The organism is Hyphomicrobium zavarzinii ATCC 27496 (genome assembly GCF_000383415.1).
GTDB lineage: Bacteria > Pseudomonadota > Alphaproteobacteria > Rhizobiales > Hyphomicrobiaceae > Hyphomicrobium_C > Hyphomicrobium_C zavarzinii.
Genome location: NZ_KB911257.1, coordinates 522,437 through 548,164, shown reverse-complemented (window position 1 = coordinate 548,164; position 25,728 = coordinate 522,437). Strand labels below are relative to the sequence as shown.

At 63.6% G+C, this 25,728-nt stretch carries 21 protein-coding genes; 10 read left to right on the top strand and 11 right to left on the bottom strand.

Going from position 1 to position 25,728, the window contains the following annotated elements:
• Nucleotides 1–3: 3 nt before the first annotated feature.
• On the bottom strand, nucleotides 4–2,232 hold the full coding sequence (locus F812_RS0110450) for a primosomal protein N' (protein WP_051113797.1): 2,229 nt from the start codon (nucleotides 2,230–2,232) through the stop codon (nucleotides 4–6).
• Between the two features lie 144 nt (nucleotides 2,233–2,376).
• On the opposite strand from F812_RS0110450, the gene fsa reads away from it, so the two are divergent.
• Entirely contained in the window at nucleotides 2,377–3,030 is a 654-nt protein-coding gene (fsa, locus tag F812_RS0110445) for a fructose-6-phosphate aldolase (protein ID WP_020085922.1), read from the top strand.
• A 146-nt stretch (nucleotides 3,031–3,176) separates the two neighbouring features.
• On the opposite strand, the gene F812_RS0110440 is transcribed toward fsa, so the two are convergent.
• Nucleotides 3,177–3,536 (bottom strand): HU family DNA-binding protein, encoded by a 360-nt coding sequence (locus F812_RS0110440; protein ID WP_020085921.1) that lies wholly within the window; start codon nucleotides 3,534–3,536, stop codon nucleotides 3,177–3,179.
• A gap of 421 nt (nucleotides 3,537–3,957) precedes the next feature.
• Here F812_RS0110440 and F812_RS0110435 point away from each other — a divergent pair, with 421 nt between their 5' ends.
• Both F812_RS0110435 and F812_RS23445 read left to right on the top strand, forming a co-directional pair.
• Nucleotides 3,958–4,920 carry a tyrosine recombinase XerC gene (locus F812_RS0110435; protein WP_040498200.1) on the top strand — a complete coding sequence of 321 codons (963 nt, stop codon included), beginning with the start codon at nucleotides 3,958–3,960 and terminating at the stop codon, nucleotides 4,918–4,920.
• A gap of 56 nt (nucleotides 4,921–4,976) precedes the next feature.
• Nucleotides 4,977–5,999 (top strand): TraB/GumN family protein, encoded by a 1,023-nt coding sequence (locus F812_RS23445; protein WP_020085919.1) that lies wholly within the window; start codon nucleotides 4,977–4,979, stop codon nucleotides 5,997–5,999.
• 51 nt (nucleotides 6,000–6,050) lie between these two features.
• Here F812_RS23445 and lpdA read toward each other — a convergent pair whose 3' ends face one another.
• The 7 genes from lpdA to zapE form a co-directional block, all read right to left on the bottom strand.
• A complete protein-coding gene (gene lpdA, locus F812_RS0110425) occupies nucleotides 6,051–7,454 on the bottom strand; it encodes a dihydrolipoyl dehydrogenase (RefSeq protein ID WP_020085918.1) in 1,404 nt (467 codons plus the stop codon).
• Nucleotides 7,455–7,528: 74 nt separating this feature from the next.
• Nucleotides 7,529–8,827, bottom strand: a complete 1,299-nt coding sequence (gene odhB, locus F812_RS0110420; RefSeq protein WP_020085917.1) for a 2-oxoglutarate dehydrogenase complex dihydrolipoyllysine-residue succinyltransferase — start codon at nucleotides 8,825–8,827, stop codon at nucleotides 7,529–7,531.
• Nucleotides 8,828–8,898: 71 nt separating this feature from the next.
• Complete coding sequence (locus F812_RS0110415) at nucleotides 8,899–11,850, bottom strand: 2-oxoglutarate dehydrogenase E1 component (protein ID WP_026868019.1); 2,952 nt, start codon at nucleotides 11,848–11,850, stop codon at nucleotides 8,899–8,901.
• Between the two features lie 112 nt (nucleotides 11,851–11,962).
• On the bottom strand, nucleotides 11,963–12,862 hold the full coding sequence (sucD, locus tag F812_RS0110410) for a succinate--CoA ligase subunit alpha (RefSeq protein WP_020085915.1): 900 nt from the start codon (nucleotides 12,860–12,862) through the stop codon (nucleotides 11,963–11,965).
• Between the two features lie 54 nt (nucleotides 12,863–12,916).
• Complete coding sequence (sucC, locus tag F812_RS0110405) at nucleotides 12,917–14,116, bottom strand: ADP-forming succinate--CoA ligase subunit beta (protein WP_020085914.1); 1,200 nt, start codon at nucleotides 14,114–14,116, stop codon at nucleotides 12,917–12,919.
• 133 nt (nucleotides 14,117–14,249) lie between these two features.
• Nucleotides 14,250–15,215 carry a malate dehydrogenase gene (mdh, locus tag F812_RS0110400; protein ID WP_020085913.1) on the bottom strand — a complete coding sequence of 322 codons (966 nt, stop codon included), beginning with the start codon at nucleotides 15,213–15,215 and terminating at the stop codon, nucleotides 14,250–14,252.
• 230 nt (nucleotides 15,216–15,445) lie between these two features.
• On the bottom strand, nucleotides 15,446–16,561 hold the full coding sequence (gene zapE, locus F812_RS0110395; RefSeq protein WP_040498198.1) for a cell division protein ZapE: 1,116 nt from the start codon (nucleotides 16,559–16,561) through the stop codon (nucleotides 15,446–15,448).
• A 354-nt stretch (nucleotides 16,562–16,915) separates the two neighbouring features.
• Between zapE and F812_RS0110390 the strand changes: the two genes are divergently transcribed.
• Entirely contained in the window at nucleotides 16,916–17,491 is a 576-nt protein-coding gene (locus F812_RS0110390) for a GNAT family N-acetyltransferase (RefSeq protein ID WP_040498102.1), read from the top strand.
• A gap of 279 nt (nucleotides 17,492–17,770) precedes the next feature.
• A complete protein-coding gene (locus F812_RS26075) occupies nucleotides 17,771–17,920 on the top strand; it encodes a hypothetical protein (RefSeq protein ID WP_020085909.1) in 150 nt (49 codons plus the stop codon).
• A gap of 218 nt (nucleotides 17,921–18,138) precedes the next feature.
• On the opposite strand, the gene F812_RS0110375 is transcribed toward F812_RS26075, so the two are convergent.
• A complete protein-coding gene (locus tag F812_RS0110375; protein ID WP_020085908.1) occupies nucleotides 18,139–18,531 on the bottom strand; it encodes a VOC family protein in 393 nt (130 codons plus the stop codon).
• Between the two features lie 178 nt (nucleotides 18,532–18,709).
• Nucleotides 18,710–19,489 (bottom strand): succinate dehydrogenase iron-sulfur subunit, encoded by a 780-nt coding sequence (locus F812_RS0110370; protein ID WP_026868018.1) that lies wholly within the window; start codon nucleotides 19,487–19,489, stop codon nucleotides 18,710–18,712.
• Nucleotides 19,490–19,865: 376 nt separating this feature from the next.
• Here F812_RS0110370 and F812_RS0110365 point away from each other — a divergent pair, with 376 nt between their 5' ends.
• From F812_RS0110365 to phoU, 5 genes are all read left to right on the top strand, one after another.
• Nucleotides 19,866–20,951: a substrate-binding domain-containing protein gene (locus F812_RS0110365; RefSeq protein WP_020085906.1), complete on the top strand. Its 1,086-nt coding sequence runs from the start codon at nucleotides 19,866–19,868 to the stop codon at nucleotides 20,949–20,951.
• 283 nt (nucleotides 20,952–21,234) lie between these two features.
• On the top strand, nucleotides 21,235–22,698 hold the full coding sequence (gene pstC, locus F812_RS0110360) for a phosphate ABC transporter permease subunit PstC (RefSeq protein ID WP_020085905.1): 1,464 nt from the start codon (nucleotides 21,235–21,237) through the stop codon (nucleotides 22,696–22,698).
• On the top strand, nucleotides 22,698–24,020 hold the full coding sequence (gene pstA, locus F812_RS0110355; protein WP_026868016.1) for a phosphate ABC transporter permease PstA: 1,323 nt from the start codon (nucleotides 22,698–22,700) through the stop codon (nucleotides 24,018–24,020). Before pstC ends, pstA begins: the two co-directional genes overlap by 1 nt.
• 26 nt (nucleotides 24,021–24,046) lie before the next feature.
• On the top strand, nucleotides 24,047–24,862 hold the full coding sequence (pstB, locus tag F812_RS0110350; protein ID WP_040498197.1) for a phosphate ABC transporter ATP-binding protein PstB: 816 nt from the start codon (nucleotides 24,047–24,049) through the stop codon (nucleotides 24,860–24,862).
• 145 nt (nucleotides 24,863–25,007) lie between these two features.
• Nucleotides 25,008–25,718, top strand: a complete 711-nt coding sequence (gene phoU, locus F812_RS0110345; RefSeq protein ID WP_020085902.1) for a phosphate signaling complex protein PhoU — start codon at nucleotides 25,008–25,010, stop codon at nucleotides 25,716–25,718.
• The last annotated feature ends 10 nt before the right edge of the window (nucleotides 25,719–25,728 follow it).

Sequence of the window (25,728 nt, the reverse complement as noted above, 5' to 3'; positions counted from 1 at the left end):
GCCCTAGAGAAAGTTGTAGGGATCGATATCGACGGTGAGGCGCAGATCACCTCCGATTTTCGGAAGCGCCTCACCCCATGCCCTCAGGAAGGCCTGGATGTTCTTGTCGCGGGGCGCCTTCACCAGCAGCCGCCAGCGATGCCGCCCGCGCACGATCGAGATCGGCGCCTCGGCGGGACCCAGCACTTCGATCTGCTCCGCACGTGGCGCGCGCCGCGCAACCTCACGCGCGAACGTTTCCGCCAGATCCTTGTCGCGCGCCGAGATGACGAGCGCGGCAAGCCTGCCAAACGGCGGCAGCACGCCGCGCCGTCGCATGTCGATCTCCCGGTCGAGGAAGCTCTCGCGATCGCCTGAGATGATGGCTTCCATCACCGGATGCTCCGGCATGTGCGTTTGAATGAAGCCGCGGCCCTTGGTCAGAGCGCGCCCGGCACGCCCCGTCACCTGATGCAGAAGCTGGAACGTCCGCTCGCCGGCCCGCGGATCGGCGCCCATCGACAAGCCCAGATCGCCATCGACGATACCAACCGTGGCCAGCAGCGGAAAGTTGTGGCCCTTGGCCACGATCTGCGTCCCGATGATGATGTCCACCTCACCGCTCTCGATCGAGCCGATGATGCGGCGCATCTCCTCGAGCCCCGGAATGAGGTCCGATGACAACAGCGCAAGGCGCGCGTCCGGAAAGCGCTCCCGCACCTCCTCCGCCACGCGCTCGACACCCGGTCCGCACGCGACGAGCGATCCTTCCTCGCCGCACTTGGGACACGTCTCCGGCATGGGCAGCGAGAAACCGCAATGGTGGCAATTGAGACGCCGCCGGAACCGGTGCTCCACGAGCCATGCCGTGCACTGCGGGCATTCGAAACGATGACCGCAGCTGCGGCACAACGTCAGCGGCGCATACCCGCGCCGGTTCAGGAACAGGAGAGACTGCTGCCGCTCCGCGAGCGTGGCGGCGACCGCCTCCACCAGCACCGGCGAGAGCCATTGCCCCTTTTCCGGCGGATGCGTGCGCATGTCGATCGGCTTGACGTCCGGCAGCTCAGCGCCCGTGAAACGTCCCGGCAGGATGATATGCCGGTAGCGCCCGGTCCGCGCGTTGACATGGCTTTCGATCGACGGCGTTGCCGAGGCGAGCACCACGGGAAACTTCCCGAGGCTGCCGCGCACGACACTCATGTCGCGCGCTTGATAGTGCACCCGGTCATCCTGCTTGAAACCAGGATCGTGCTCCTCGTCGACCACCACGAGACCGAGCTCGGTGAACGGCAGGAACAGCGCACTGCGCGCGCCAACGACCACGCGCGCCTCGCCCGTCGCCGCCGCGCGCCACACGCGTCCGCGCTCGGCAGGCGACAAGGCCGAATGCCATTCTGCGGGCGCGCATCCGAAGCGCGCGACGAACCGGCTCATGAACTGCCCGGTGAGCGCGATCTCGGGCAGCATGATCAGGGCCTGCCGCCCCTTGCGCAGCGTTTCCGCAACCGCCTCGTAGTAAACCTCCGTTTTGCCCGAGCCCGTCACGCCGTCGAGCAGCGATACCGAGAAGCTGCCGCCGTCGACGGCCGAGACCAGCGCGTGCACCGCCTCCGCCTGTTCGCGCGTGAACTCCGTTTGCCGGTGGTCCGCATTGGGTAGCGGAAAACGCCGCTCGGGAATGACGACTTCGACCAGATTTCCGGACGCGACGAGACCATCCACCACGCCCGTGCTGCATTCGGCTTCCTGGGCGAGCGCGGACTTCGCGCGGATCGAGCCGTCGCGCGCGAGATCGAGCGCGCGCCGGCGCGCCGGCGTCATGCGCGGCGGGTCAGGCGCATCCGCCACCGCACGCACGCCGAAACGCGGCTTCACCGGCTCGAACGCGGCTTGCGCGCTCATCATCATCCGCACCACCATGCCGAGCGGCGAAAGCGTGTAGCCCGCGATCCACTCTGCGAACCTGAGCGACGTCAACGGCAGCGGCGGAACATCGAGCCGCTCGGTCAGCGTCTTCATCTTCTTGGGATCGACCGGACGATCGGAGCCGCCGAGCGGTCCGTCCCACACCACGCCGATGCGCGTCTGCGGCCCGAACGGGACGAGAACAAAGGCGCCCGGCTCGATGGCAAGCCCCGGCGGAACCAGATAGTCGTAGGTCTGGTCAAGCGGGGCCCCCGGCATCAGCACCGGAACCAGCGTCCGCGCCGCGCCTTCACCCTTTTCATTAATGCCAAGAAGGCTATCCAAGTGTCCCGCTACCGGATTAGAAGCTACCAAGCTTGAAAGCGATAGCTTATGCGGAGAGATAGGGCGAGCTGACGGCCATGGACAAGGCCGCGCACCTCTCTCAACTTGAAGGATGCCCACGAGGGGCAGCACAAAGGACCGAGAATGAAGTTTTTCGTCGATACTGCTGATGTCAGCGAAATCAAGGAGCTGGCCGCAACCGGACTTCTCGATGGCGTGACCACCAACCCGTCGCTGATTGCAAAATCCGGCCGCGACTTCAAGCAGACAATCGCCGAGATCTGCGCTGTCGTCCCCGGCCCGGTCTCGGCCGAGGTGGCCGCCATCGACTATGCCGGCATGATGCGCGAAGCCGAGGTGCTGCGGAAGATCGCCACCAACGTCACCATCAAGGTGCCGCTCACGCTCGACGGCCTCAAGGCCTGCAAGGCGCTGACGTCGGAAGGCACCATGGTCAATGTCACGCTCTGCTTTTCGGCAAACCAAGCCCTCCTGGCTGCGAAGGCCGGCGCCACGTTCGTCTCTCCATTCATCGGCCGACTCGACGACATCGGCCTCAACGGCATGGACCTCATCCGCGAGATCCGCGCTATCTACGACAACTATCAGGATCTCGAGACCGACATCCTCGCCGCCTCGATCCGCACGGTGAACCACGTAAAGGAAGCCGCCCTCATCGGCGCCGATGTGGCGACAATTCCGCCCGCCATCCTCAAGGCTCTCGTCAAGCATCCGTTGACGGATTCGGGTCTCGCGCAATTCGTGGCTGACTGGAAGAAGACCGGCCAGACCATCTAGCCAGCCGTCGCTTCCTCGAAGTCAAAATGAACAAGGCGAGCGGCCGGGATACCGGCCTGCTCGCCTTTTTCATTCGCACCGGGCACACCGGACCATGCCTGCTTCGAACGAGGGCGTCCGAAGCAAAGCACCGATCCCGGTAATGCTTAGATCTGCTCTTTCAGATCCTTGGCAGCGCGGAAGGCAACCTTCTTGCTGGCCTTGATCTTGATCTGCTCGCCGGTAGCCGGGTTGCGGCCGAGACGGGCGGGACGCTTGCGAACCTGAAGGATGCCGAGGCCGCCGATGCGGATGCGGTCGCCCTTCTTGAGGTGCTTCGTGACGAGAGCGACGAAATCCTCGAGCACGGCGTTGGCCTGCTTCTTCGGAAGATCATGCGTCTCGGAGATTGCCGTGCCGATGTGGCGAAGCGTGACGGTGCTCACTGCTGCCTTGCTGGCAGCCTTGGCGGCCGGCTTCGGAGCGGCTTTGGTCTTTGCAACGGATTTGGTGGCGGCTTTAGCCATGAGAGTTTCCCCAGAAATGGAATCAATGACCGCGAAACCATACATTAAGAATGAATTTCCGCGGCTATGGATTTAAAAAGACTGCGCTTTTTTGCCCTAGATTGGAGTTTTGGTCACGCTTGCACGCGCAACGGAGCTCAGAATCGCCCGTAAACACGCTATTTGCGTGCATGAGAAGCGCGTGCAGCGTCACAGTTGCATAGCATTTACGCGGTTTTCTGCGCAATCGCGCACATCGAGATGAGTGACGATTCGCAGCGATTCGTCGTGCGCATCTCTCCTTCGCACCGCGCGCGAGGCACGGCCGCAATCTCCGGATGCGCAATTTGTACCCGTAAAACGTGGCCTTCGCGCAAGGTGTCACGCATACGGTGCAAATCACCTACGATGCTCGAACACTGAAAACGGATTGCTCGCCCGCATGACGCGCGACACCATCGATAGCCTTCTCGAAGCCGATGGCGAGCTGCCTCTCGCCAGCGATCTCCGTCGCGCGACGGCGGATTGGTTTGCCCATCTCACACACGAACGCGGCTATTCCAATGCGACGCTGGCCTCCTACGAGCGCGACCTTCGACAGTTCATCGTGTTCCTGAAACACGACCTCGGCCACCCCCCTTGCCTCAACGATCTCGCCCGCCTGGACGTGAAGGCTGTCCGCCGCTTCCTCGCCGCGCGACGGCGGCAGGGCACCGCAAGCCGCTCTCTATCGCGAGCCATTTCAGCACTTCGCACCTTCTATCGTTGGCTCGAGAACGAGAACCTCGTCGCCAACCGGGCGCTGGCTCAGGTCGCGATGCCGCGCATCCCCCATACGGTGCCGAAGCCGCTGACAGTCGACAAAGCAGCGGCCCTCGTCGATGAAGAGGGCGCGGAGGACGACTGGATCCGCGCGCGCGACGTCGCGGTGATGCTACTTCTCTACGGCGCCGGCCTGCGCATTTCCGAAGCCCTCGGCCTCGCGCGCCGCGACGCGCCCGTCTCGGGACGCGACGTGCTGCGCATCACCGGCAAAGGCGGGAAGGAGCGCCTGGTCCCCGTTCTCCCTGTCACCCAGCGTGCCGTCGAGCGCTACATCGCCCTCTGTCCCTATCCCTTGGACCCGCAATCGCCGCTGTTCGTCGGCGCCAAAGGCGGGGCTCTTTCGCCGCGCCTCATCCAGCTCGCCATCGCCCGCATGCGCGACGAGCTCTCGCTTCCGGAAACGGCCACGCCCCACGCCCTGCGCCATTCCTTCGCGACGCATCTTCTCGCCGCGGGTGCCGATCTCCGCCAGATCCAGGAACTTTTGGGCCACGCCTCGCTTTCGACAACGCAGGTCTATACGGAGGTCGATCGCGAGCGCATCCTGGCGGTCTACGACAAGGCCCACCCGCGACGTTGAACGCCTTCGCAAGTCAGGTTCCAATGTCGGCTACAAAGGACCCAAAGGAGCGAACGTTGCGGAACTCGGCCCGGCTGACCACGGCTCTGATCGTTTTGACAACGTTCGGCTCCTTGGCTGCCGAGGCAGCCGGACATGCCCGGCCTGGCAAACTATGCGAGGGCAAGAGCTTGCTTCAGGAGTTCGCCGCCGCCGACCCCCTCGTCTACTCCCGCATCCTGCGCGATGCCGAGACGATCGAGAACGGCCGCGCCGTTCTCTGGAAGCTCGAGCGTCCCGGCTTTCAGACGTCCTATCTTTTCGGCACGGTCCATTTGACCGACGACCGCGTTACGCGCCTCACGGACGCGACCCGCACCGCTCTTTCCGAAGCCAAGACGCTTCTGATCGAGAACGCCAGCCAGCAGCAGGAAGCAACCAACGGCGTCTATTCTGCAGCCACGAAACAGGCCGTGTTCAGTGACGGCCGGTCCCTCGATAAGCTGCTCACCAAAGACGAGTTCGCGAAAGTGCGCAGATCCATCGAGGGCGTCGGCGTGCCGGCGGCGGCCGCGCATATCTACAAGCCCTGGATGATCACGATGCTGCTCGCGGCCTCCGAGTGCGAGCGCCGCCGCGTCCAGAAAGGATACCTCGTTCTCGACATGGTAGTGGCCGAGCAGGCCCGGAGCCTCGGCATGCCCGTCGAAGGCATGGAAACGACGGAGGAGCAGCTCCTGGCGCTCGCCTCGGTTCCGGAGGACGAGCAGTTGGGAATGCTCCGCGCCAACCTCGCCCTCGTCGACAAGACGGACGATCTCCTGGAAACGATGGTCCAGCTCTACCTGGAACGGCGTATCTCAGCCCTCTGGGACCTGCAGATCGCGCTCGCACGGCGCGCAGGTGTCGCCCCTGACGCGTTTGCGTCGTTCGAGCGGACGCTGGTGGTCGAGCGCAATCGCAAAATGCGCGACGTGGCCATCTCCCACATGGAGAAGGGACCGATCTTCATCGCCACCGGCGCCCTGCACCTGCCGGGCAAGACCGGCCTCGTCGCCCTGATGCGCGAAGCCGGATTCACCGTGACCGCCATCGAATAGCGTTCAGTCCCGTCCGGAGCCAATTCGTTCGGCGCGAGAACGCTCCGCGTCTCACATATGGATAGCGCGCTTGGCGACTGCGAGCGCGGCTTCCTTCACCGCCTCCGACAGCGTCGGATGGGCATGGCACGTCCGCGCAAGATCCTCTGCCGATCCGCCGAACTCCATGATCACAGCGGCTTCCGCGATCAGCTCGCTGGCGTTCGCGCCGATGATGTGCACGCCCAGGATGCGATCTGTCGCCGCGTCCGCAAGCACCTTCACGAACCCATCGGTGGTTCTGTTGACCTTCGCGCGCCCGTTGGCGAGGAACGGGAACTTGCCCACCGTATAGTCGACGCCCTTCGCCTTCAGCTCCTCCTCCGTCTTGCCGACTGAGGCCACTTCCGGCGTGGTGTAGATGACGTTCGGGATGACGTCGTGGTTCACGTGCCCGGCTTGGCCAGCCAGAATCTCGGCCACGGCGATCCCTTCGTCTTCCGCTTTGTGCGCCAGCATCGGCCCCGCGATGACGTCGCCGATGGCATAGATGCCCGTCACGTTGGTCTCGAACTGCCCGTTGACGACCACCCGCTTGCGCTCGTCGCGCAAAACGCCCACGTCGTCCAGCCCCAGCCCGTCCGTGTAGGGCACGCGGCCGATGGCAACCAGCACCACGTCCGCCTCGATATGATCCTGCGCGCCGCCGTTGGCTGGCTCCAGCGTCACGTCCAGCCCGCCGTCTTTGCGCGCGACCGACACCACCTTCGTTCCGAGCCGGAACGACAGACCCTGCTTGATGAAGAGGCGTTCGAGAGACTTCGCCACGTCGCCGTCCATACCAGGCAGGATGCGATCGAGATATTCCACGACCGTCACGCTTGAGCCGAGGCGGCGCCACACCGAGCCGAGTTCCAGCCCGATGACGCCCGCGCCCACCACCAGCAGCCGCTCGGGCACGTTCGGAAGTGACAGCGCACCCGTCGAGGAGACGATCTCGGTCTCGTCGATCTCGATACCCGGCAGCCGCGCCACGTCCGAGCCCGTTGCGATCACGATCGAGCGCGTTTCGAGCACCTGCCGCTCGCCACCCGGCGCCGTCACCTCGACTTTGCCCGGCGCCGCGATGCGGCCCGTGCCGTGATAGGGATCGATCTTGTTCTTCTTGAGCAGGAACGCCACGCCATCGACGTTCCCCTTCACGCCCTCGTCCTTGAAGGCGAGCATCCGCGAAAGATCCAGCTCCGGAGAGACCTTGATGCCCATACGCGCAAAGCTATGCCCGGCCTCCTCGTAAAGCTCGGAGGCGTGCAGCAGTGCCTTGGACGGTATGCACCCCACGTTGAGGCAGGTGCCGCCGTGCGTGGCGCGCTTTTCCACGATGGCCGTCTTGAGCCCGAGCTGCGCGGCGCGAATGGCACACACATAGCCACCCGGCCCACTGCCGATAACAATGAGATCGTAGGGTCCAGCCATCACGAAAACCTTTGCTAGGTGTCAGCGCCCTCTTGCGCGCGGCACAGATCGAGGGCGGCCTTGGGAGGGAAAAATCAAAGCTCCAGGATGAAGCGCTGCGGATCTTCGAGGCACTCCTTCACGCGTACCAGGAACGTCACCGCTTCCTTGCCGTCGACAAGGCGGTGATCGTAGGACAGCGCGAGATACATCATCGGACGCGCGACGATCTGGCCGTTCTTCACCACCGGCCGCTCCTCAATGCGATGCATGCCGAGGATGCCCGCCTGCGGCGCGTTGAGGATGGGCGTCGAAAGCATCGAGCCATAGACGCCGCCGTTCGAGATGGTGAAGGTGCCGCCCTGCATCTCCGCGATCGAGAGCCTGCCCTCGCGCGCGCGCTTGCCGAACTCGGCGATCTTGCCTTCGATCTCCGCGATCGACATACGGTCGGCTTCCCGAAGCACCGGCACCACGAGCCCGCGGTCCGTGCCGACGGCAACGCCGATGTGGTAGTAATTCTTGAAGACGATATCCTCGCCGTCGATCTCGGCGTTGACCGCCGGAATTTCGCGCAGCGCCTGGATGCACGCCTTCACGAAGAAGCCCATGAAGCCGAGCTTCACGCCGTGGCGCTTCTCGAACAGGTCCTTGTATTGCGCGCGCATGGCGATCACGGCCGACATGTCCACGTCGTTGAACGTGGTGAGCATCGCCGCCGTGTTCTGGGCTTCCTTGAGACGCATGGCGATCGTCTGGCGAAGCCGCGTCATACGCACGCGCTCCTCACGGCCCGCTTCGCTCACCGCCGTCGGCACGCGGATATCGGGAGTCGAGATCTCGTGCGGGGTTTGAGGAACGGGAACGCGCGCAGGGGCAGGGGCCGGAGAAGGAGCGGCCGCCTCGCGCTGCGGCTGCGGCGCGGGCTTCTGGCGCGCGGCCGCGGCCTGAGCAACAGCCGCCACGACATCTTCCTTGAGCACCTGACCGCGCCGCCCCGATCCGGCGACGTCATCGGATGAAAGGCCGGCTTCCGCGAGATGCTTGCGAGCCGCCGGGCTCGGCGGCGCACCGCGGGCAGGCGCTGCGGCGGGTGCTTCCGCCTTCGGTGCGGCCGGTTGCGGAGCCGCAGTCTTCGCATGGGCCTGTGCCCCGCCGCCTTCCGCAAGCGCGCCGAGCACTGCTCCGATTGCGACCGTCGCGCCTTCCGAGACCAGGATCTCCGAAAGCAGCCCCGCCGCGGGTGCCGGCACCTCGACCGTGACCTTGTCGGTCTCGAGCTCGACGAGCGGCTCGTCGGCCTTCACCACATCGCCCTGCTTCTTAAGCCACTTTCCGACCGTCGCCTCGGCGACCGACTCGCCGAGAGTCGGTACGCGGATCTCAATCGTCATCGCAGTCTCGCCCCTTGCTGACCGGCCGCCGAGGCGACCGGCATCCCGCGTTCTGCAGAAGCCTCCTGGCTTCAGCTCTTCAATGCATCCGCCACGAGCGATTTCTGCTCGTGGATGTGTTTGCTCATGAGACCGGTCGCCGTGGATGCCGACGCGGCGCGGCCCGTATAGCGCACGCGCCGTCCCGCCGGATTGATGCGATCGGCCACCCAGTTGATGTTCGGCTCGACGAAGCTCCAGGCGCCCATGTTCTTGGGCTCCTCCTGGCACCACACCAGCTCCGCGCCGGGGAAGCGGCTCAGCTCGTGAATGAGCGCGCGCGCCGGGAACGGATAAAGCTGCTCGAGCCGCAGGATATAGACGTCGTCCAGTCCCTCCGCATCGCGCGCATCCGCGATGTCGTAGTAGACCTTGCCCGAGCACAGCACCACGCGCTTGATCTCGGCATCGGGACGCCGCAGCGTATCGTCCCACAGAACGCGATGGAACGTCGTGCCGGGCCCCATCTCGTCGAGCCGCGAGACCACGCGCTTGTGGCGCAGCAGCGACTTCGGCGTCATCAGGATCAGCGGCTTTCGGAAGTTGCGATGAAGCTGGCGGCGCAGGATGTGGAAGTAGTTGGCGGGCGTCGTGCAGTTTGCGACCTGCCAGTTGTCCTCGGCGCAAAGCTGAAGGAAGCGTTCGAGACGCGCGGAGGAATGCTCCGGCCCCTGACCTTCATAGCCGTGCGGCAGAAGGCACACGAGGCCCGACATACGCAGCCACTTGCGCTCGCCCGAAGAGATGAACTGGTCGAACACCACCTGTGCGCCGTTCGCGAAGTCGCCGAACTGCGCCTCCCAGGCGACCAGCGCGTTGGGCTCAGCCAGCGAGTAGCCATACTCGAACCCGAGAACGGCCTCCTCCGACAGCATCGAGTTGATGACCTCGAAGCGCGCCTGCGTGGGAGAAATGTGCCGCAACGGCGTGTAGCGCCGCTCCGTCTCCTGGTCGATCAGCACCGAATGACGCTGCGAGAACGTTCCGCGCTCGCAATCCTGGCCCGACAAGCGAACCGGATAGCCCTCGTTGACGAGCGTGCCGAAGGCCAGATGCTCGGCCATCGCCCAGTCGATGCCTTCGCCCTTCGAGATCATCTCGCGCCGCCGCTCGAGCAGCCGCACGATCGTCTTGTGGGCGTTGAAGTCGGACGGAATGGTGGTGAGCCGCTTGCCCACTTCCCGCAGCGCTTCGAGCGAAACGCCGGTATTGCCACGCCGCTCGTCATCGTCAGCAAGCGTAACGCCGCTCCACCGTCCGTCGAGCCAATCGGCCTTGTTCGGTTTGAAGGCATCCGCGGCCGCAAGCTCCGTCTCGAGGAACGAGCGGAACTCGCCCTTCATCGCCTCGACGTCCTCGGACTTGAGCACGCCCTCATCGATGAGCGTCTTCGAGTAGATCTCGACCGCGGTCGGATGCTTGCGAATGCGATCGTACATCAACGGCTGCGTGAACGCCGGCTCGTCGGTCTCGTTGTGACCGAAACGGCGATAGCAGAACATGTCGATCACGACCGGCTTCTGGAACTTCTGCCGGAACTCCGTCGCGATCTTGGCGACATGCACCACTGCTTCCGGATCGTCGCCGTTCACGTGGAAGATCGGCGCCTCGATCATGCGCGCCACGTCCGAGCAATAGGGCGAAGAGCGCGAATGGCGCGGATTGGTAGTGAAGCCGATCTGATTGTTGATGATGAAGTGAATGGACCCGCCGGTGCGATGGCCCTTGAGGCCCGAGAGCCCGAAGCACTCCGCCACGACGCCCTGTCCCGCGAACGCGGCATCGCCGTGCAGCAGCAGCGGCAGCACCGGCGTCCGGTCGCTCGGCTCGCACTTGAGCTGATCCTGCTTGGCGCGCACCTTGCCGAGCACCACCGGATCGACGATCTCGAGATGCGACGGGTTCGCGGTGAGCGAGAGGTGCACGTTGTTGCCGTCGAACTGCCGGTCGGAAGACGCACCCAAATGGTATTTGACGTCGCCCGAGCCTTCGACGTCGTCCGGCTTCCAGGAGCCGCCCTTGAACTCGTTGAAAATGGCGCGGAACGGTTTCGCCATCACGTTCGACAGCACGTTGAGGCGCCCGCGATGCGCCATGCCGATGACGATCTCTTTCACGCCGAGCTGGCCGCCGCGCTTGATGATCTGCTCGAGCGCCGGGATCATCGCCTCGCCGCCGTCGAGACCGAACCGCTTGGTGCCCGTGTATTTGATGTCGGCGAAGCGCTCGAACATCTCCGCTTCGATCAGCTTGCGGAGAATGGCGCGCTTGCCGTTCTCGGTGAAGCGGATGTCCTTCTCCTCGCCCTCGATCCGGTGCTGGATCCACGACTTCTGCGCGGGCGACGTAATGTGCATGAACTGGTAGCCGATCTTGCGGCAGTAGGTCCGCCGCAGGATGCGCACCACCTGCCGGATCGACGCCGTGTCGAGCCCCAGGTAGCGGTCCATGAAGATCGGCCGGTCGAGATCGGCCTCCGTGAAGCCGTAGGTCTCGGGCTTGAGCTCCTTGTGGATCTTGCGCTCGGCAAGCCCGAGCGGATCGAGATCCGCAGCAAGGTGGCCCATCACGCGATAGGCGCGGATCAGCATGATCGCGCGAACGCTGTCCTGGATCGCGCGGAACGAGGCGGCCGGCGTGATTTCGAAACCGCTGCCGAACGCCTTCGCCTGGATCTTGTCGCGCAAACCGCGCTCGACGTCGCCGTAGTCGCCGGTGAGCGCGGAGACGAGCTCGGTGGGAGCGCCCTGGAGCTGCGAGAGCGGCAGGCTCCAGGACGGATCCCGGGCGCTGCCGTCTTCTTGTCCGTCGGCAGATCCCCGCCCCTGCTGATCCCGCATGCTCTCGAAGAAGAGCCGCCACTCATCGGTGACGGAACCGGGATTCTTCTCGTATTGGCTCTGCAGCTCCTCGATGTAAGGAGCGTTGACACCATTCAGAAAAGAGGTGCGAAGAAACTGCTCGTTAAGCGCGTGCCGTGACATGCGAAACCCCGCCATTTATTCCGGCTTGCGCCGGAGATGAGGTGACCATCTCTCCCCAGGATTTAGGCGATTCTCGGCGCTATCGATGACACTCTTATACGCGTAACCCGACTTAGCCCTTTAGAACTTTGGTCAAAGTTGTTCCAAGCGACGCCGGGCTGTCCGCAATGGCGATGCCGGCACGGCGCATGGCCTCGACTTTGTCCTCTGCACGGCCTTGTCCGCCGGAGATGATAGCACCGGCGTGGCCCATGCGCCGCCCCGGAGGTGCGGTCATGCCTGCGATGAAGCCTGCCATTGGCTTCTTGCGGCCTTTCTTGGCCTCGCTGATCAAAAATTCGGCAGCTTCTTCCTCGGCGGAACCGCCGATCTCGCCGATCATGATGATCGAATGCGTATCGGGATCAGCCAGGAACAATTCCAGCACATCGATGTGCTCCGTTCCCTTTACGGGATCACCACCGATGCCGACAGCGGTGGACTGGCCGAGGCCCGCATCCGTCGTCTGCTTCACCGCTTCATAGGTGAGCGTACCGGAGCGCGACACGATACCGACAGTTCCCTTACGGAAGATATTGCCGGGCATGATGCCGATCTTGCAGGCGTTGGGCGTCAGCACGCCGGGGCAGTTGGGTCCGATGAGACGCGATTTGGAGCCCTGCAGCGCCCGCTTCACGCGCACCATGTCGAGCACCGGAATGCCCTCGGTGATGCAGACGATCAGCGGCATTTCCGCGTCGATCGCTTCGAGGATGGCGTCGGCCGCGAACGGCGGCGGAACGTAGATGGCGGTCGCCGTGGCGCCGGTCTTGGCCTTGGCCTCGATCACCGTATTGAACAGCGGAAGATCCGCGAGCTCCGGATCGGAATGCTTCGTGCCGCCCTTGCCGGGCGTCACGCCGCCTCCCACCTTGGAGCCGTAGCTGCGTGCCTGTTTGGTGTGGAACGTTCCCTGGCTGCCGGTCAGGCCCTGGCAGATGGTGATGGTCGACTTGTCGACGAGAATTGCCATGTCGTGTCTCTTGCCCAGACGAATTCGAATGAAAGCGGAAGAGCGGTTACGCTCTTAAGCGGCGGCTTTGATCGCTGATGTGATTTTGGCGGCGGCGTCCGCAAGGTCGTCGGCCGGCACGATCTTCAAGCCGCTCTTGGCGAGAATCTCCTTGCCGAGATCGACGTTGGTGCCCTCGAGGCGCACGACCAGCGGCACATTGATCGCCATCTCGCGCGCGGCCGCAACGATGCCCTCCGCGATGATGTCGCAACGCATGATGCCGCCGAAAATATTGACCAGGATGCCCTTCACCGATGGGTCGGACAGAATGATCTGGAACGCCGACTTCACCTTTTCCTTGGAGGCACCGCCGCCAACGTCGAGGAAGTTCGCGGGCTCGGCTCCATAGAGCTTGATGATGTCCATGGTCGCCATCGCGAGACCGGCGCCGTTCACCATGCAGCCGATCGAGCCGTCGAGCTTCACGTAGCTGAGCTCGTGACGCGCCGCCTCGATCTCCATCGGATCTTCCTCGGTCTCGTCGCGCAGGGCGACGATGTCGGGATGGCGGAAGAGTGCGTTGCTGTCGAAGGAGATCTTGGCGTCGAGCGCCGTGAGATGCCCTTCCTTCGTCACCACCAGGGGATTGATCTCGAGGAGGCTCACGTCCTTCTCGAGCACGAGACGGTAGAGACCTTCCACCATCTTCGCGCACTCTTTCACCTGGTCGCCCTTGAGGCCCAGCGCGAAGGCGATCTTGCGCGTGTGGAAGGGCTGCAGCCCGGTCGCCGGATCGACGGTCAGCGTCAGGATCTTGTCCGGCGTCTCGTGGGCGACCTTCTCGATGTCCATGCCGCCTTCCGTCGAGGCGATGAAGGCGACGCGCGAGCTGGCACGATCGACGAGCGCGGAGAGATAGAGTTCGCGGCCGATGTCGGCGGCTTCCGTAAGATAGATGCGACGGACGACGCGGCCAGCAGGCCCGGTCTGAATGGTGACGAGCGTCTTGCCCAGCATCTGGCTAGCAAGCTCGCGCGCCTCGGCCGGCGACTTGGCGAAGCGAACGCCGCCCTTCTCGCCCGCTTCCTTCTCCTTGAAGTGGCCCTTGCCGCGGCCGCCAGCATGGATCTGCGCCTTGACGACGCGAACCTCGGTCTCGATCCCAGCCGCGATCTTCTCGGCTTCTTCAGGCGTGAACGCAACGCCGCCGCCGGAGGTCGGCACGCCGTATTGCCGCAACAGATCTTTGGCTTGGTGCTCGTGAATATTCATGGTTCCGCGTAATCCCTCGAGGAAACGAATGATGGGAGCGCGGCACAGACGGCGTGTGGCCACAGGGGGGCGGCCACACAAAAGAGGAGAGAACCCGTCCGTACCCCGCGTCGGCTGGCGTTTGGCTCGGTGCCTAGGCGCCGAGCTGTGGGTTGATCTTGATGCAGGCGTCGATCAAACCCTTCACGGATTCGATCGACTTCATGAGCATAGAGCGCTCGGCCGAGTTCAGGTCGATTTCGACGACCCGCTCCGTTCCGCCCGCTCCGATAATCGTCGGCACGCCGACGTACAATCCTTTAACACCGTATTCCCCGTTGAGATACGCGGCGCATGGCAGCACGCGCTTCTTGTCCTTGAGGAAGCTCTCGGCCATCGCGATCGCGGAAGCAGCCGGTGCGTAGTAGGCCGAGCCGGTCTTGAGGAGACCCACGATCTCGCCACCGCCCTTGCGCGTGCGGTCCACGATCTGGTCGAGGCGCTCCTGGCGGATCCAGCCCATTTTCACGAGGTCCGGCAACGGAATACCGCCAACGGACGAGTAGCGGACCAAGGGAACCATGTCGTCGCCATGGCCACCGAGAACGAAAGCCGACACATCCTCGACCGAGACCCGGAACTCCTCGGCCAGGAAGTGCCGGAAGCGGGCCGTATCGAGAACGCCCGCCATGCCGATCACCATGTTGCGCGGCAGGCCCGAGGCCTTCTGGAGCGCCCAAACCATGGCGTCGAGCGGGTTGGTAATGACGATGACGAAGGCATTCGGCGCATACTTGCGGATGCCGGCGCCGACCTGCTCCATGACCTTGAGGTTGATGCCAATCAGGTCATCGCGGCTCATGCCGGGCTTGCGCGGCACGCCGGCGGTGACGATGCAGACGCTGGCGCCCTCGATGTCCGCGTAGGCATTGGTGCCCTTGAGGGTGCAGTCGAATCCCTCCACCGCGCCCGACTGGGCGATATCCAGCGCCTTGCCCTGGGGGATGCCCTCCGCGATGTCGAAAATCACGACGTCGCCGAGCTCCTTGAGACCGATCAGGTGGGCAAGCGTGCCACCGATCATTCCGCCGCCGATCAACGCGATTTTCGTCCGCGCCATTAGACCATTCTCCCTGGAGACAGAGGCCCTTCGCTGAGGCCCTGGTTGCTGAGGTGGATACGTGTCCTCATGAAATATGCGCCCGATCGTGTCGGGGATCAAAAACTCCGGCCTTGGTATGACGAAAAGACTAGGGGCTCAAGCCCGCGCGAGCCCAAAACGGACGCATTCGACCAAAGCAGCCCAATCTGCTTGTCGATCATCAGCCCGATGCATGAACTATAGTCTCCTTATATGGGCCTGGAGGCGGCCCCGCGCGCGAGATAGGCCTCGCTGCGCATCTCCATGAGGCGGGATGCCGTCCGCTCGAAGAGCTGCACCCCGTCTCCCTCGGTATAGAGCTGGTCGGGCTCCGCTTCCGCCGAGACGATCAGGCAGTTGCGGTTGTCGTAGAGGGTATCGATGAGATGAATGAGCCGCCGGGCCTCGTTGCGCCGTTGGGCGCCGAGCACCGGGATGCCCTCGATGACGATCGTATGGAAGGCGTGCGCGATGTGGAGATAGTCGAGCGCGCCGAGCGGCTTCTCGCAGAGGTCGGCAAAGCCGAACCGGGCAACCCCCATCGATGCCAGCGGCACCCGGACCTGCCGGCCCTTCACGTCCACGAGAACCGGCGCCCCCGGGTGCTGGCCCGTAAGCCTAGCCCAGTGCTCCTCCACCCCGGCCGCGGCCTTTGCATCGCACGGACTGAAATAGAGCTGCCGCCCCGCGAGCTTGTCGAGACGAAAATCCTTGGCGGAAAGAAGCTCCACCACATCCACCTGCTCCCTCAGGAGATCGATGAACGGTAGGAAGAGCTGCCGGTTGAGGCCATTCCAATAGAGACGATCTGGCGCCGCGTTGGAGGTCGCGACCACCACCAGCCCGCGCTCGAACAGCGCCTTGAACAGACGCCCGAGGATCATCGCGTCCGCAATGTCCGTAATGGTGAGCTCGTCGAAGCACAGCAGCCCCGCCTCGGCCGCGATCTCTGCCGCCACAAACGGAATGGGATCGCCGTCCGTGGTCGCCCGCCCCCGCTGGATGCGGTCGTGCACCTCGGCCATGAACTCGTGGAAGTGCAGCCGGCGTTTCGGCGTGAAGGCGACCGCTTCGTAGAAGAGGTCCATCAGCATGGTCTTGCCCCGTCCGACCGCGCCGTGGAGATAGAGGCCCTTGGGAGGAGGAGCCGCGCGCGAGCGGAAGAAGGAGGAGAGAAGACCGCTGCGGCCGGGCGGCCGCCAGACTTCCAGCGTTCGAGCGAGCTGATCGAGCCTCGCCGCGGCTTCCCGCTGAGCGGCATCCGGCTCTATCTCGCCGAGCGCCAGCCGCCGCTCGTAAAGCTTGAGAACTGTTCCCGCCATCATGATCCCGCCTGCGCCGGCCGCGCGCGAAACTGCCAGAAAATGCAGCATGACGCGACGGAAACGATGCTCAACTTGGCCACGCCTTCTTACACGCCTGCGCCAGGCGCAATGCTGCCCGTCGATTTTTGCGGCGCAACATAGGCAAAAACCCCACAGCTACAGGGAAACGGTAAAACACCGCATCTTTCGTCACGTATTTGGCGCATTGTGCAACGCACAACAAGCTCTATATCGGTGAGCGGCGCCTGGAATAAGTCAGGGCGCCGAATCACAGCGGAGGTTAGCCGGAGCTCCTGTGAGCCCGAAAGTCACGATCGATTGCCCCGCTGCGATTCAATCTGGAGGATTGACGCAATGAGTGAGCGACGGAGTGCGAGCGGCACATTCCGCAAGCTCTGGCCGCAGGAACAAGCGATGTTTCGCGACCACCTGCTGCGACTGGACAAGGCGAGCCGGACCATGCGCTTCGCGCACGGAGTTTCCGACGCCTTCATCGAAGACTATGCAGCCCACATGACTGACGCGGGCTCGACCGTGTTCGCCTACATCGAGGACGGCGAGGTGCGCGCTGCAGCCGAGTTGAAGAAACTTGGCGACACCTGGGGACGCGAAGCGGAAGCCGCGTTCTCGGTCGAAGCGGCCTTCCAGGAGCAGGGCATCGGATCCGAGCTCATGGGCCGCGTCATCCGCGCAGCGCGCAACCGCGGTGTGCACCTCATCTACATGAGCTGCCTCGCCTCTAACGCGAAGATGCAGGCCATCGCACGCAAGCACGAAGCCGATCTGCGCTTCGAGTTGGGCGAGGTGATCGGCGAGATCGTCCCTCAGGAAGCGAACTATTTCTCGCTCCTCGCAGAGGCGGTGGAGGATCGCGTCGGCTTCATGATGGCGGTTCTCGATCTGCAGCGCCGTGTCGTCAAAGCGGCGTGAGCGCGTCGCGTGATGCAGGTTTCGGAGTCGAAATCCGCTTTCACGCGATGCGAAAATTGGATTTCAGATTCCGAAATTTGCCGAGCGCAGCTGATACGAGATCGAGAATGACGGCGTAGTCTCTTAGAATGTCGACCATTTTGTTGAATTCACGCAACACTTTCAGCCGAATACGAATAAATCGGCAGGCTGAATCCACTTTCCATGTCAACAAAATGATCGAACTTGCTCATGATTTTTTTGTTCGAAATGATTCGAACTCTAGAGGGAGAGACTACTATGGCTAAAGCTGCTGTTAAGAAGACCACCGCTCGCAAGGCTGCTAAGAAGCCGGCCGCTCGTAAGGCTGCTGCGAAGCCCGCCGCTCGCAAGGCTGTGAAGAAGCCGGCTGCGCGCAAGCCTGCTGCGAAGAAGCGGAAGGCCGCCTAACTGGCGGACCGCTGGACCCGCTCCTGTCTGGGCAACAGGCGCGGCGACGGCGGCTCAATTTCCCAACTTGAAGACCGATGGCAGCGAGACGCGCCATCGGTCTTGTTATTTCTGGGGTCCGCAAAAAACGGAAATTCCGCTCGCGAAACGCAATCGTTTGCGGCGAACGATATAATCGAAAACGAGTATGGCCGCCGCCAAAAGCGGCAAAAAGACTCTCAATCGTCTTCAGGCAGATGACTGACGGCCTCGATATTGTGCCCGTCGGGATCGATGACGAAAGCCCCGTAATAATTGGCGTGATAATGAGGCCGGAGGCCGGGCGCGCCGTTGTCGCGCGCACCAGCCGCGATCGCCGCCTCGTAAAAGGCCCGCACCTGAGCCCGATCCTTCGCTGCGAAGGCGACGTGCAGCCGACCCGTCAACGGCTTCCCCGTTCCGATCCAGAACTGAGGCCGCTCCGCGCCGAACCCGGCATAGCCCGCAGGCCCGCCTTCGTCGGAGAGATCCATGTCCATCAGCAGGCGCATGCCGAGCGAAGCCAGCACCGTCTCGTAGAACGCCTTGGACCTCTGATAGTCCGAAACCGGGAAACCGATATGGTCGAGCACGCGGACCCCTTCCTGTTGAAGCGCAGCGGGCGATCGCTCCGCTTATGATGAGCGTGCCATGACCCATCCGCCGACGGCGACGGAACGCGCGACAGACCTCTTGAGCAGTCCGCCCGCCGGCACATGGATATCATCATACCGAAGTGCGCCGGGGTCCAGACACGTCCCGGAGGCGGCGCTAGACCCGCCGCTGCACCATCAGCTTCTTGAGCTCGGCGATCGCCTTGGCGGGGCTCAGCCCCTTGGGGCATGCCTTCGCGCAGTTCATGATCGTGTGGCAGCGGTAAAGGCGGAAGGGATCCTCGAGATTGTCGAGCCGTTCGCCCGTGGCCTCGTCGCGGCTGTCGATGACCCAGCGATAGGCCTGCAGCAGGGCGGCCGGACCCAGATAGCGATCCGAGTTCCACCAGTAGCTCGGGCACGAGGTCGAGCAACAGGCGCAGAGAATGCACTCGTAGAGACCGTCGAGCTTCTCGCGGTCCTCACGCGACTGCCTCCACTCCTTGGGCGGAGCAGCCGTATCCGTCTTGAGCCACGGCTCGATCGAGCGGTGCTGGGCGTAGAAGTTCGTGAGATCCGGCACCAGATCCTTGACCACCTTCATGTGCGGCAGCGGGTAGATCTTGACCGCACCCTTGACCTCGTCGAGGCCCTTGAGACAGGCGAGGTCGTTCGTGCCGTCGATATTCATGGCACACGAGCCGCAAATCCCCTCACGGCAGGAACGGCGGAACGTCAGCGTCGGATCGATCTCGTTTTTGATCTTGATGAGCGCGTCGAGCACCATCGGCCCGCACTGCTCCTCGTTCACCCAGTAGGTGTCGATGCGAGGATTTTCCTCATCGTCCGGGTTCCAGCGATAGATCCGGAACTCGCGCCATTTTCCCTTGATGTCGGGGGCATTCCACGTCTTGCCCGTCTGGATCTTCGAGTTTTTGGGAAGCGTGAGCTGAACCATGGAGAGCCGGCCCTCTTGGTCGAACAAGGTAAAATGAGGAAGGTCTCTTCTCATGAGACCCGGATCGGACCCTGTCAACGCTTTGCCGCAATTGCGCCGTGCGACCTTTGACTGCGACCGCCAGGCACCGACTTTGGAAAGGTGCCGTCGCCACTGTCACAATAGACAGCCCGCGGAGCGCCCGAGCCATATCGCCAGTCCGACCGGCGCGGACTTTCCGCAGATTCCAGATAATTAAAATAAATCATTATAAATCAATATATTAGACTGTCATAAATCCACAGTCTCCCGCCGCTAGTAAAAGAGCGCCGGGGCAACAGCTTCGGGAAGCAGAACGCAGGCGGAGGGCCGCGTTCGTTGCATAGTCCACGAGACAATGGAGATTAGCGTGAACAGCAAGTTCATCGCCATCACGACGGCCACCGCCGTCGGAATGGGCGCGTTTGCCTGTGCGGCTTTGGCGCGCGACCAGGTCAAGGTTGCAGGATCATCGACGGTTCTGCCGTATGCAAACATCGTTGCCGAGCAGTTCGGCAAGACGTTCTCCAATCTCAAGACCCCCGTCATCGAGTCCGGCGGCTCGTCGGCTGGCCTCAAGCAGTTCTGCGCCGGCGTCGGCGAGGACAAGATCGACATCGCCAACTCCTCGCGCAAGATCAAGCCTGCCGAGCAGGAAGAGTGCGCCAAGGCTGGCGTTGCCGACATCGTCGAGGTGAAGTTCGGCTATGACGGCATCGTATTCGCCGTCGACTCGGGCGCCGGCGAATGGAAGCTCGAGCCCAAGGATCTCTACCTCGCGCTCGCCGCTGAGGTTCCGAAGGACGGCGCTCTCGTCGCCAACCCCTTCAAGACCTGGAAGGAAGTGAACGCGACCCTCCCCGACTTCCCGATCGCCGCCTTCATCCCCGGTGAGAAGCACGGCACGCGCGAAGTGTTCGAGGAGAAGGTTCTCCACGCTGGCTGCAAGGCCACCGGCGGCGACAAGCTCCAGCTCGCCAAGGCCGAAGGCAAGGACGACGAAGCCAAGAAGAAGGCCGCCGACAAGGCCTGCAACAAGGTCCGCAAGGACGGCGCCGCAGTCGACATCGACGGCGACTACACCGAGACGCTCGCTCGCATCCAGTCCAACAAGCAGGGCGTGGGCGTGTTCGGTCTCTCGTTCTACGAGAACAACAAGGACAAGCTGAAGGTCGCCACCATCAACGGCGTCGAGCCCTCGCTCGAGACCGTCGCCTCCGGCAAGTACCCGGTTTCGCGTCCGCTCTACTTCTACGTGAAGAAGGCGCACCTCGGCGTGATCCCCGGCCTCAAGGAGTACGTCGAGTTCTTCACCTCGGACAAGATCCTCTCGGCTGACGGCCCGCTCGTCGAGTACGGCCTGGTTCCGCTTCCGGACGCAGAGCGCAAGGAAGTCCAGGAGCTCGTGAAGAGCGGCAAGACGCTGGCGACGGCTGCGAAGTAAGCCCGCCGCGATCACTTCGACTGACTGACGACGACCAAAGGAGTATGAGAAGGGGGAGCCGGTGATCGTGTTTTACCGCTCTCCCTTCTCGTCTCCTGCGACCCACTCCAAGCGGCGCGCGAGCCTCGTCTTCCGACGCTCCCAACGGGCCGGCGACCTCAGACACGAAAAGCACGAGCCCAGTGCACGGTCACACGAAAAGCGAGCCTGACACGGGCGCCCGAAAGGCCCGTGTGACCGTGCCCTGGGTTCAAACTCTGAAATCGAAATAGGGATCAGCCCGGTGTCGACGACCATTCTGGTTTTGATAATTCTCGCCCTCGGCGTTGTTGGATGGGTGCTGGGCAACTGGCGCGCGCGGACATCGGTGAACGGCAAGACCTCGGCCCTCCATTCGCGGCCGGGGTACTACGGCGCCTACGTTCTGCTGTGGACCACGCTGCCTGCCCTGCTTCTCCTCATCCTCTGGTCCGCGATCTCGCCGACGGTCGTATCGTCCATGGTCTCGTCGCGGCTTCCGGAGACTGTTCTGGCCGGCCCCGAGCAGACCCGCGCGCTGACGATGTCCACCATCGGCATGATCGAGAAGGGCCTGTCCCGGCTTTCGAGCGAGGAGCTCGACAAGACTGCCGACCCGGCGACCGACGTCAAGGCACTCCTCCTCAGCAAGGGTGTTCCGCTCGCCGTCAACCCGGAGCCCTTCGCCGTCGACGCGGCCCGTTTCCAGCTCGCCGTCAAGAATTCGAGCCAGCTCCTGCTCACAGCTTCCGCGCTCGGCCTCTCGCTCTTCTGTATGGCCTTCGGCTTCTTCCAGGTCGGCCCCAAGCTGCGCTCCCGCAACGCCGTCGAATCCGTGGCTCTCGCCGGTCTCCTCGGCTGCTCGATGGTCGCCATCCTGACGACCCTCGGCATCGTCCTCTCGATGCTGTTCGAGAGCATCCACTTCTTCAGCATGGTGCCGATCACGGACTTCCTGTTCGGAACCGTCTGGGACCCGCGCTTCTCCGCAGCCGGCGCCACCAACGAAGCCGGTGGACAGTTCGGCCTTCTCCCGCTGCTCTGGGGCACGCTCTATATCTCGCTCGTCGCACTCCTGGTTGCGGTTCCGGTCGGCCTCTTCAGCGCCGTCTACATGTCGGAATACGCTTCCAGCAAGATCCGCCTCACCACCAAGCCGCTGCTCGAGATCCTCGCTGGCATCCCCACCATCGTGTACGGCTTCTTCGCCCTCATCACCTTCGGTCCCCTGCTGCGTGACGCAGGCGCCCTCGCGGGCCTCTCGATCTCGGCAACGAGCGTGCTGACGGCGGGCCTCATCATGGGCGTGATGCTGATCCCGTTCGTCTCCTCTCTGTCGGACGACATCATCAACGCAGTGCCGCAGTCCCTGCGCGAGGGCTCCTACGGCCTCGGCGCCACCCAGTCCGAGACGATCAAGCGGGTCATTCTCCCCGCCGCGCTCCCCGGCATCGTCGGCGCCATCCTGCTGGCAGCCTCCCGCGCCATCGGCGAAACCATGATCGTGGTGCTCGCCGCGGGCATTGCGCCGAACCTCACGCTGAACCCCTTCGAGCCGGTCACTACGATCACCGTGAAGATCGTGAGCCAGCTCACCGGCGACCTCGAATTCAACTCTCCTCAGACGCTCGTCGCCTTCGCCCTTGGCCTAACCCTGTTCGTCTTCACTCTCGCCCTCAACATTTACGCGCTCTATATCGTGCGCAAATATAGGGAGCAGTACGAATAATGACTGTGGAAACAGCTCCTATGGCAACCGGAACTCTGATCGCCTCCCGCTCCAAGCAGGACATCCAGGCTCGTATCGCCAAGCGCTATGCCGCCGAGAGGCGGTTCAGGGCCTACGGCGTGTCCGCGATCCTGTTCGGCATCCTCTTTCTCGTCGCTCTGTTCTCGACCATCCTGGTGCGCGGCTATTCCGCATTCACGCAGTCTGCCTTCACGCTCGACGTGAACCTCGACGCTGGCGCCTTCGGCTCATCCTCGCCGCCGACGGAGAGCGATCTGCTGATGGCCGACTACACCAAGCTCGCCAACCGCGCGCTGTTCCAGGTGCTCGGCGTGGATCCCGCCAACCGCGCCGACGCGAAGGCCGCCGCGGCGCTGCTTTCGGCCAACGCCGACACGCAGATCCGCAAGGCCGTGCTGGCTGATCCGTCTCTGATCGGCAAATCGGTGCAGCTCACCCTTCTGGCACACGGCAACGTCGACAGCCTCATGAAAGGCCAGTTCGACCGGAACATTCCCGAAGGCCGCCGCCAGCTCTCCGACAAGCAGCTCGCCTGGCTCGACAAGGCCGCCGAGGCCGGCTTCCTCGCCAAGCACTTCAACACCGGCCTCTTCACCTACGGTGCATCGAGCAAGCCCGAGACTGCGGGCGTCGGCGTCGCACTCGTCGGCTCGCTCTACATGATGCTGATCGTGCTGCTGTTCGCGGTGCCGCTCGGCGTCGCCGCCGCCGTCTACCTCGAGGAGTTCGCCCCGAAGAACTTCCTGACCGACACCATCGAGGTCAACATCAACAATCTGGCGGCCGTCCCGTCCATCGTGTTCGGTCTTCTCGGTCTCGCGATCTTCATCAACTTCATGGGCATCCCGCGCTCGGCCTCTCTCGTCGGCGGCCTGGTGCTCGCACTCATGACGCTGCCGACCATCATCATCGCGACCCGCGCAGCCATCAGCGCCGTGCCGCCGTCCATCCGCGAAGCAGCCCTTGGCGTCGGCGCCTCGAAGATGCAGTCGATTACCCATCACGTGCTGCCGCTCGCGGTGCCCGGCATCCTGACCGGCACCATCATCGGCCTCGCCAAGGCGCTCGGTGAAACGGCGCCGCTGCTGATGATCGGCATGGTCGCCTTCGTCGTCGAGTATCCGAAGACGCCCATCGACGCGGCGACGGCTCTGCCGGTGCAGATCTACATGTGGGCGACGGCCGCCGAGCGCGGCTTCGTCGAACGCACCGCGGGCGCCACCCTCATCCTGCTCGCATTCCTGGTGTGCATGAACGTCACCGCCGTCATTCTCCGCCGCCGTTACGAGCGGCGCTGGTAGTCCCCAATTTGATCCTGGAGTTAGAGATGCTCAACGTGCAGACCTCTGAGATAGAAAACCGCGCCGTTAAACTCGGCACCACGGATGGCACCAAGGTCCACGCCAAGGACGTCAACGTCTACTACGGCGACAAGCGCGCCCTCTTCGACGTGACCGTGAACATCCCCGATCGCAGCGTGACGGCCTTCATCGGCCCCTCGGGTTGCGGCAAGTCCACGTTCCTGCGCTGCATCAACCGCATGAACGATACCATTCCAATCTGCCGCGTCACCGGCAAGATCACCATCGACAACGAGGACATCTACGATCCGTCCCTCGACGTCGTTCAACTCCGTGCCCGCGTCGGCATGGTGTTCCAGAAGCCGAACCCGTTCCCCAAGTCGATCTACGAGAACGTGGCCTACGGTCCCCGCATCCACGGTCTCGCCGGCACCAAGGCCGAGCTTGACCACATCGTGCAGACCAGCCTCGAGAAGGCCGCGCTCTGGAAAGAGGTCAAGGACCGCCTGAACGATCCGGGCACCGGCCTTTCCGGCGGCCAGCAGCAGCGCCTCTGCATCGCCCGCGCCGTCGCCGTTGGCCCCGAGGTGATCCTGATGGACGAGCCGTGCTCGGCACTCGACCCCATCGCCACCGCCAAGGTCGAGGAGCTCATCGACGAATTGAAGCAGAACTTCTGCATCATCATCGTCACACACTCGATGCAGCAGGCAGCCCGCGTCTCGCAGCGCACCGCGTTCTTCCATCTCGGCATCCTTGTCGAGGAAGGCGCGACCAACGACATCTTCACCAACCCGACGGACAAGCGCACGCAGGATTACATCACCGGCCGCTTCGGCTGACGCATCGCCTCAGTCAGGACCCTGTCCGATGACGACCGAACGAAAATCCCTGCTGAGCGGCTTCATGCCGTGGCGCGCCTCGAGGTCGGAGGCACCCGCCGTCACGAGCAAAGCCGCCGGGCCCCAAGGGGCCAAAGGAGACCTTATGAACGAGCACATCGTGAAATCGTACGAGGAAGAGCTCGCTCTCCTCGACAAGAAGATCGCCCACATGGGCGGCCTGGCAGAGCACATCCTCGGGCAGTCGTTCGACGCCCTCGAGCGCCGCGATCCCAAGCTCGCCGAGCAGGTCGTCAAGACGGACAAGCAGATCGACCAGCTCGAGCGTGACATCGAGGAGCAGGTGATCTCCATGATCGCCCGCCGCCAGCCGCTCGCCAACGACCTGCGTCACGTCATGGCGGCGCTGCGCATCACGGGCGACCTTGAGCGCATCGGCGATCTCGCGAAAAACATCGCCAAGCGCGCGCTCGCCATTGCCCACGAGTCGCACCCGAAGCCCCTCATGACCGGCCTGCGCCACATGGGCGAGCTGGCGCTCTCGCAGCTCAAGGAGGTTCTCGACGCCTATGCCGCGCGTGACGCCGACCGGGCGCTCGCCGTGTGGCGCGACGACGAGAACATCGACTCCATGTACAATTCGCTGTTCCGCGAGCTCTTGACCTACATGATGGAAGATCCGCGCAACATCGGTCTCTCCACCCATCTGCTGTTCGGCGCCAAGAACATCGAACGTGTTGGCGACCACACCACCAACATCGCCGAAACAGTGCACTTCCTCGTGCGTGGCGTGAATATCATCGACGACCGCCCGAAGAGCGACGACACCAGCTCCACCCTGTTCTCGCAGGGTTGAGCCTCGCATT

What these genes read in the sequence shown, in the direction of transcription:
- fsa (WP_020085922.1), top strand. Translation starts at nt 2,377, where the DNA reads ATGAAGTTTTTCGTCGATACTGCTGATGTCAGCGAAATCAAGGAGCTG.
- F812_RS0110440 (WP_020085921.1), bottom strand. Translation starts at nt 3,536, where the DNA reads ATGGCTAAAGCCGCCACCAAATCCGTTGCAAAGACCAAAGCCGCTCCG.
- F812_RS0110435 (WP_040498200.1), top strand. Translation starts at nt 3,958, where the DNA reads ATGACGCGCGACACCATCGATAGCCTTCTCGAAGCCGATGGCGAGCTG.
- lpdA (WP_020085918.1), bottom strand. Translation starts at nt 7,454, where the DNA reads ATGGCTGGACCCTACGATCTCATTGTTATCGGCAGTGGGCCGGGTGGC.
- odhB (WP_020085917.1), bottom strand. Translation starts at nt 8,827, where the DNA reads ATGACGATTGAGATCCGCGTACCGACTCTCGGCGAGTCGGTCGCCGAG.
- F812_RS0110415 (WP_026868019.1), bottom strand. Translation starts at nt 11,850, where the DNA reads ATGTCACGGCACGCGCTTAACGAGCAGTTTCTTCGCACCTCTTTTCTG.
- sucD (WP_020085915.1), bottom strand. Translation starts at nt 12,862, where the DNA reads ATGGCAATTCTCGTCGACAAGTCGACCATCACCATCTGCCAGGGCCTG.
- sucC (WP_020085914.1), bottom strand. Translation starts at nt 14,116, where the DNA reads ATGAATATTCACGAGCACCAAGCCAAAGATCTGTTGCGGCAATACGGC.
- mdh (WP_020085913.1), bottom strand. Translation starts at nt 15,215, where the DNA reads ATGGCGCGGACGAAAATCGCGTTGATCGGCGGCGGAATGATCGGTGGC.
- zapE (WP_040498198.1), bottom strand. Translation starts at nt 16,561, where the DNA reads ATGATGGCGGGAACAGTTCTCAAGCTTTACGAGCGGCGGCTGGCGCTC.
- F812_RS0110390 (WP_040498102.1), top strand. Translation starts at nt 16,916, where the DNA reads ATGAGTGAGCGACGGAGTGCGAGCGGCACATTCCGCAAGCTCTGGCCG.
- F812_RS26075 (WP_020085909.1), top strand. Translation starts at nt 17,771, where the DNA reads ATGGCTAAAGCTGCTGTTAAGAAGACCACCGCTCGCAAGGCTGCTAAG.
- F812_RS0110370 (WP_026868018.1), bottom strand. Translation starts at nt 19,489, where the DNA reads ATGGTTCAGCTCACGCTTCCCAAAAACTCGAAGATCCAGACGGGCAAG.
- F812_RS0110365 (WP_020085906.1), top strand. Translation starts at nt 19,866, where the DNA reads ATGGAGATTAGCGTGAACAGCAAGTTCATCGCCATCACGACGGCCACC.
- pstA (WP_026868016.1), top strand. Translation starts at nt 22,698, where the DNA reads ATGACTGTGGAAACAGCTCCTATGGCAACCGGAACTCTGATCGCCTCC.
- pstB (WP_040498197.1), top strand. Translation starts at nt 24,047, where the DNA reads ATGCTCAACGTGCAGACCTCTGAGATAGAAAACCGCGCCGTTAAACTC.
- phoU (WP_020085902.1), top strand. Translation starts at nt 25,008, where the DNA reads ATGAACGAGCACATCGTGAAATCGTACGAGGAAGAGCTCGCTCTCCTC.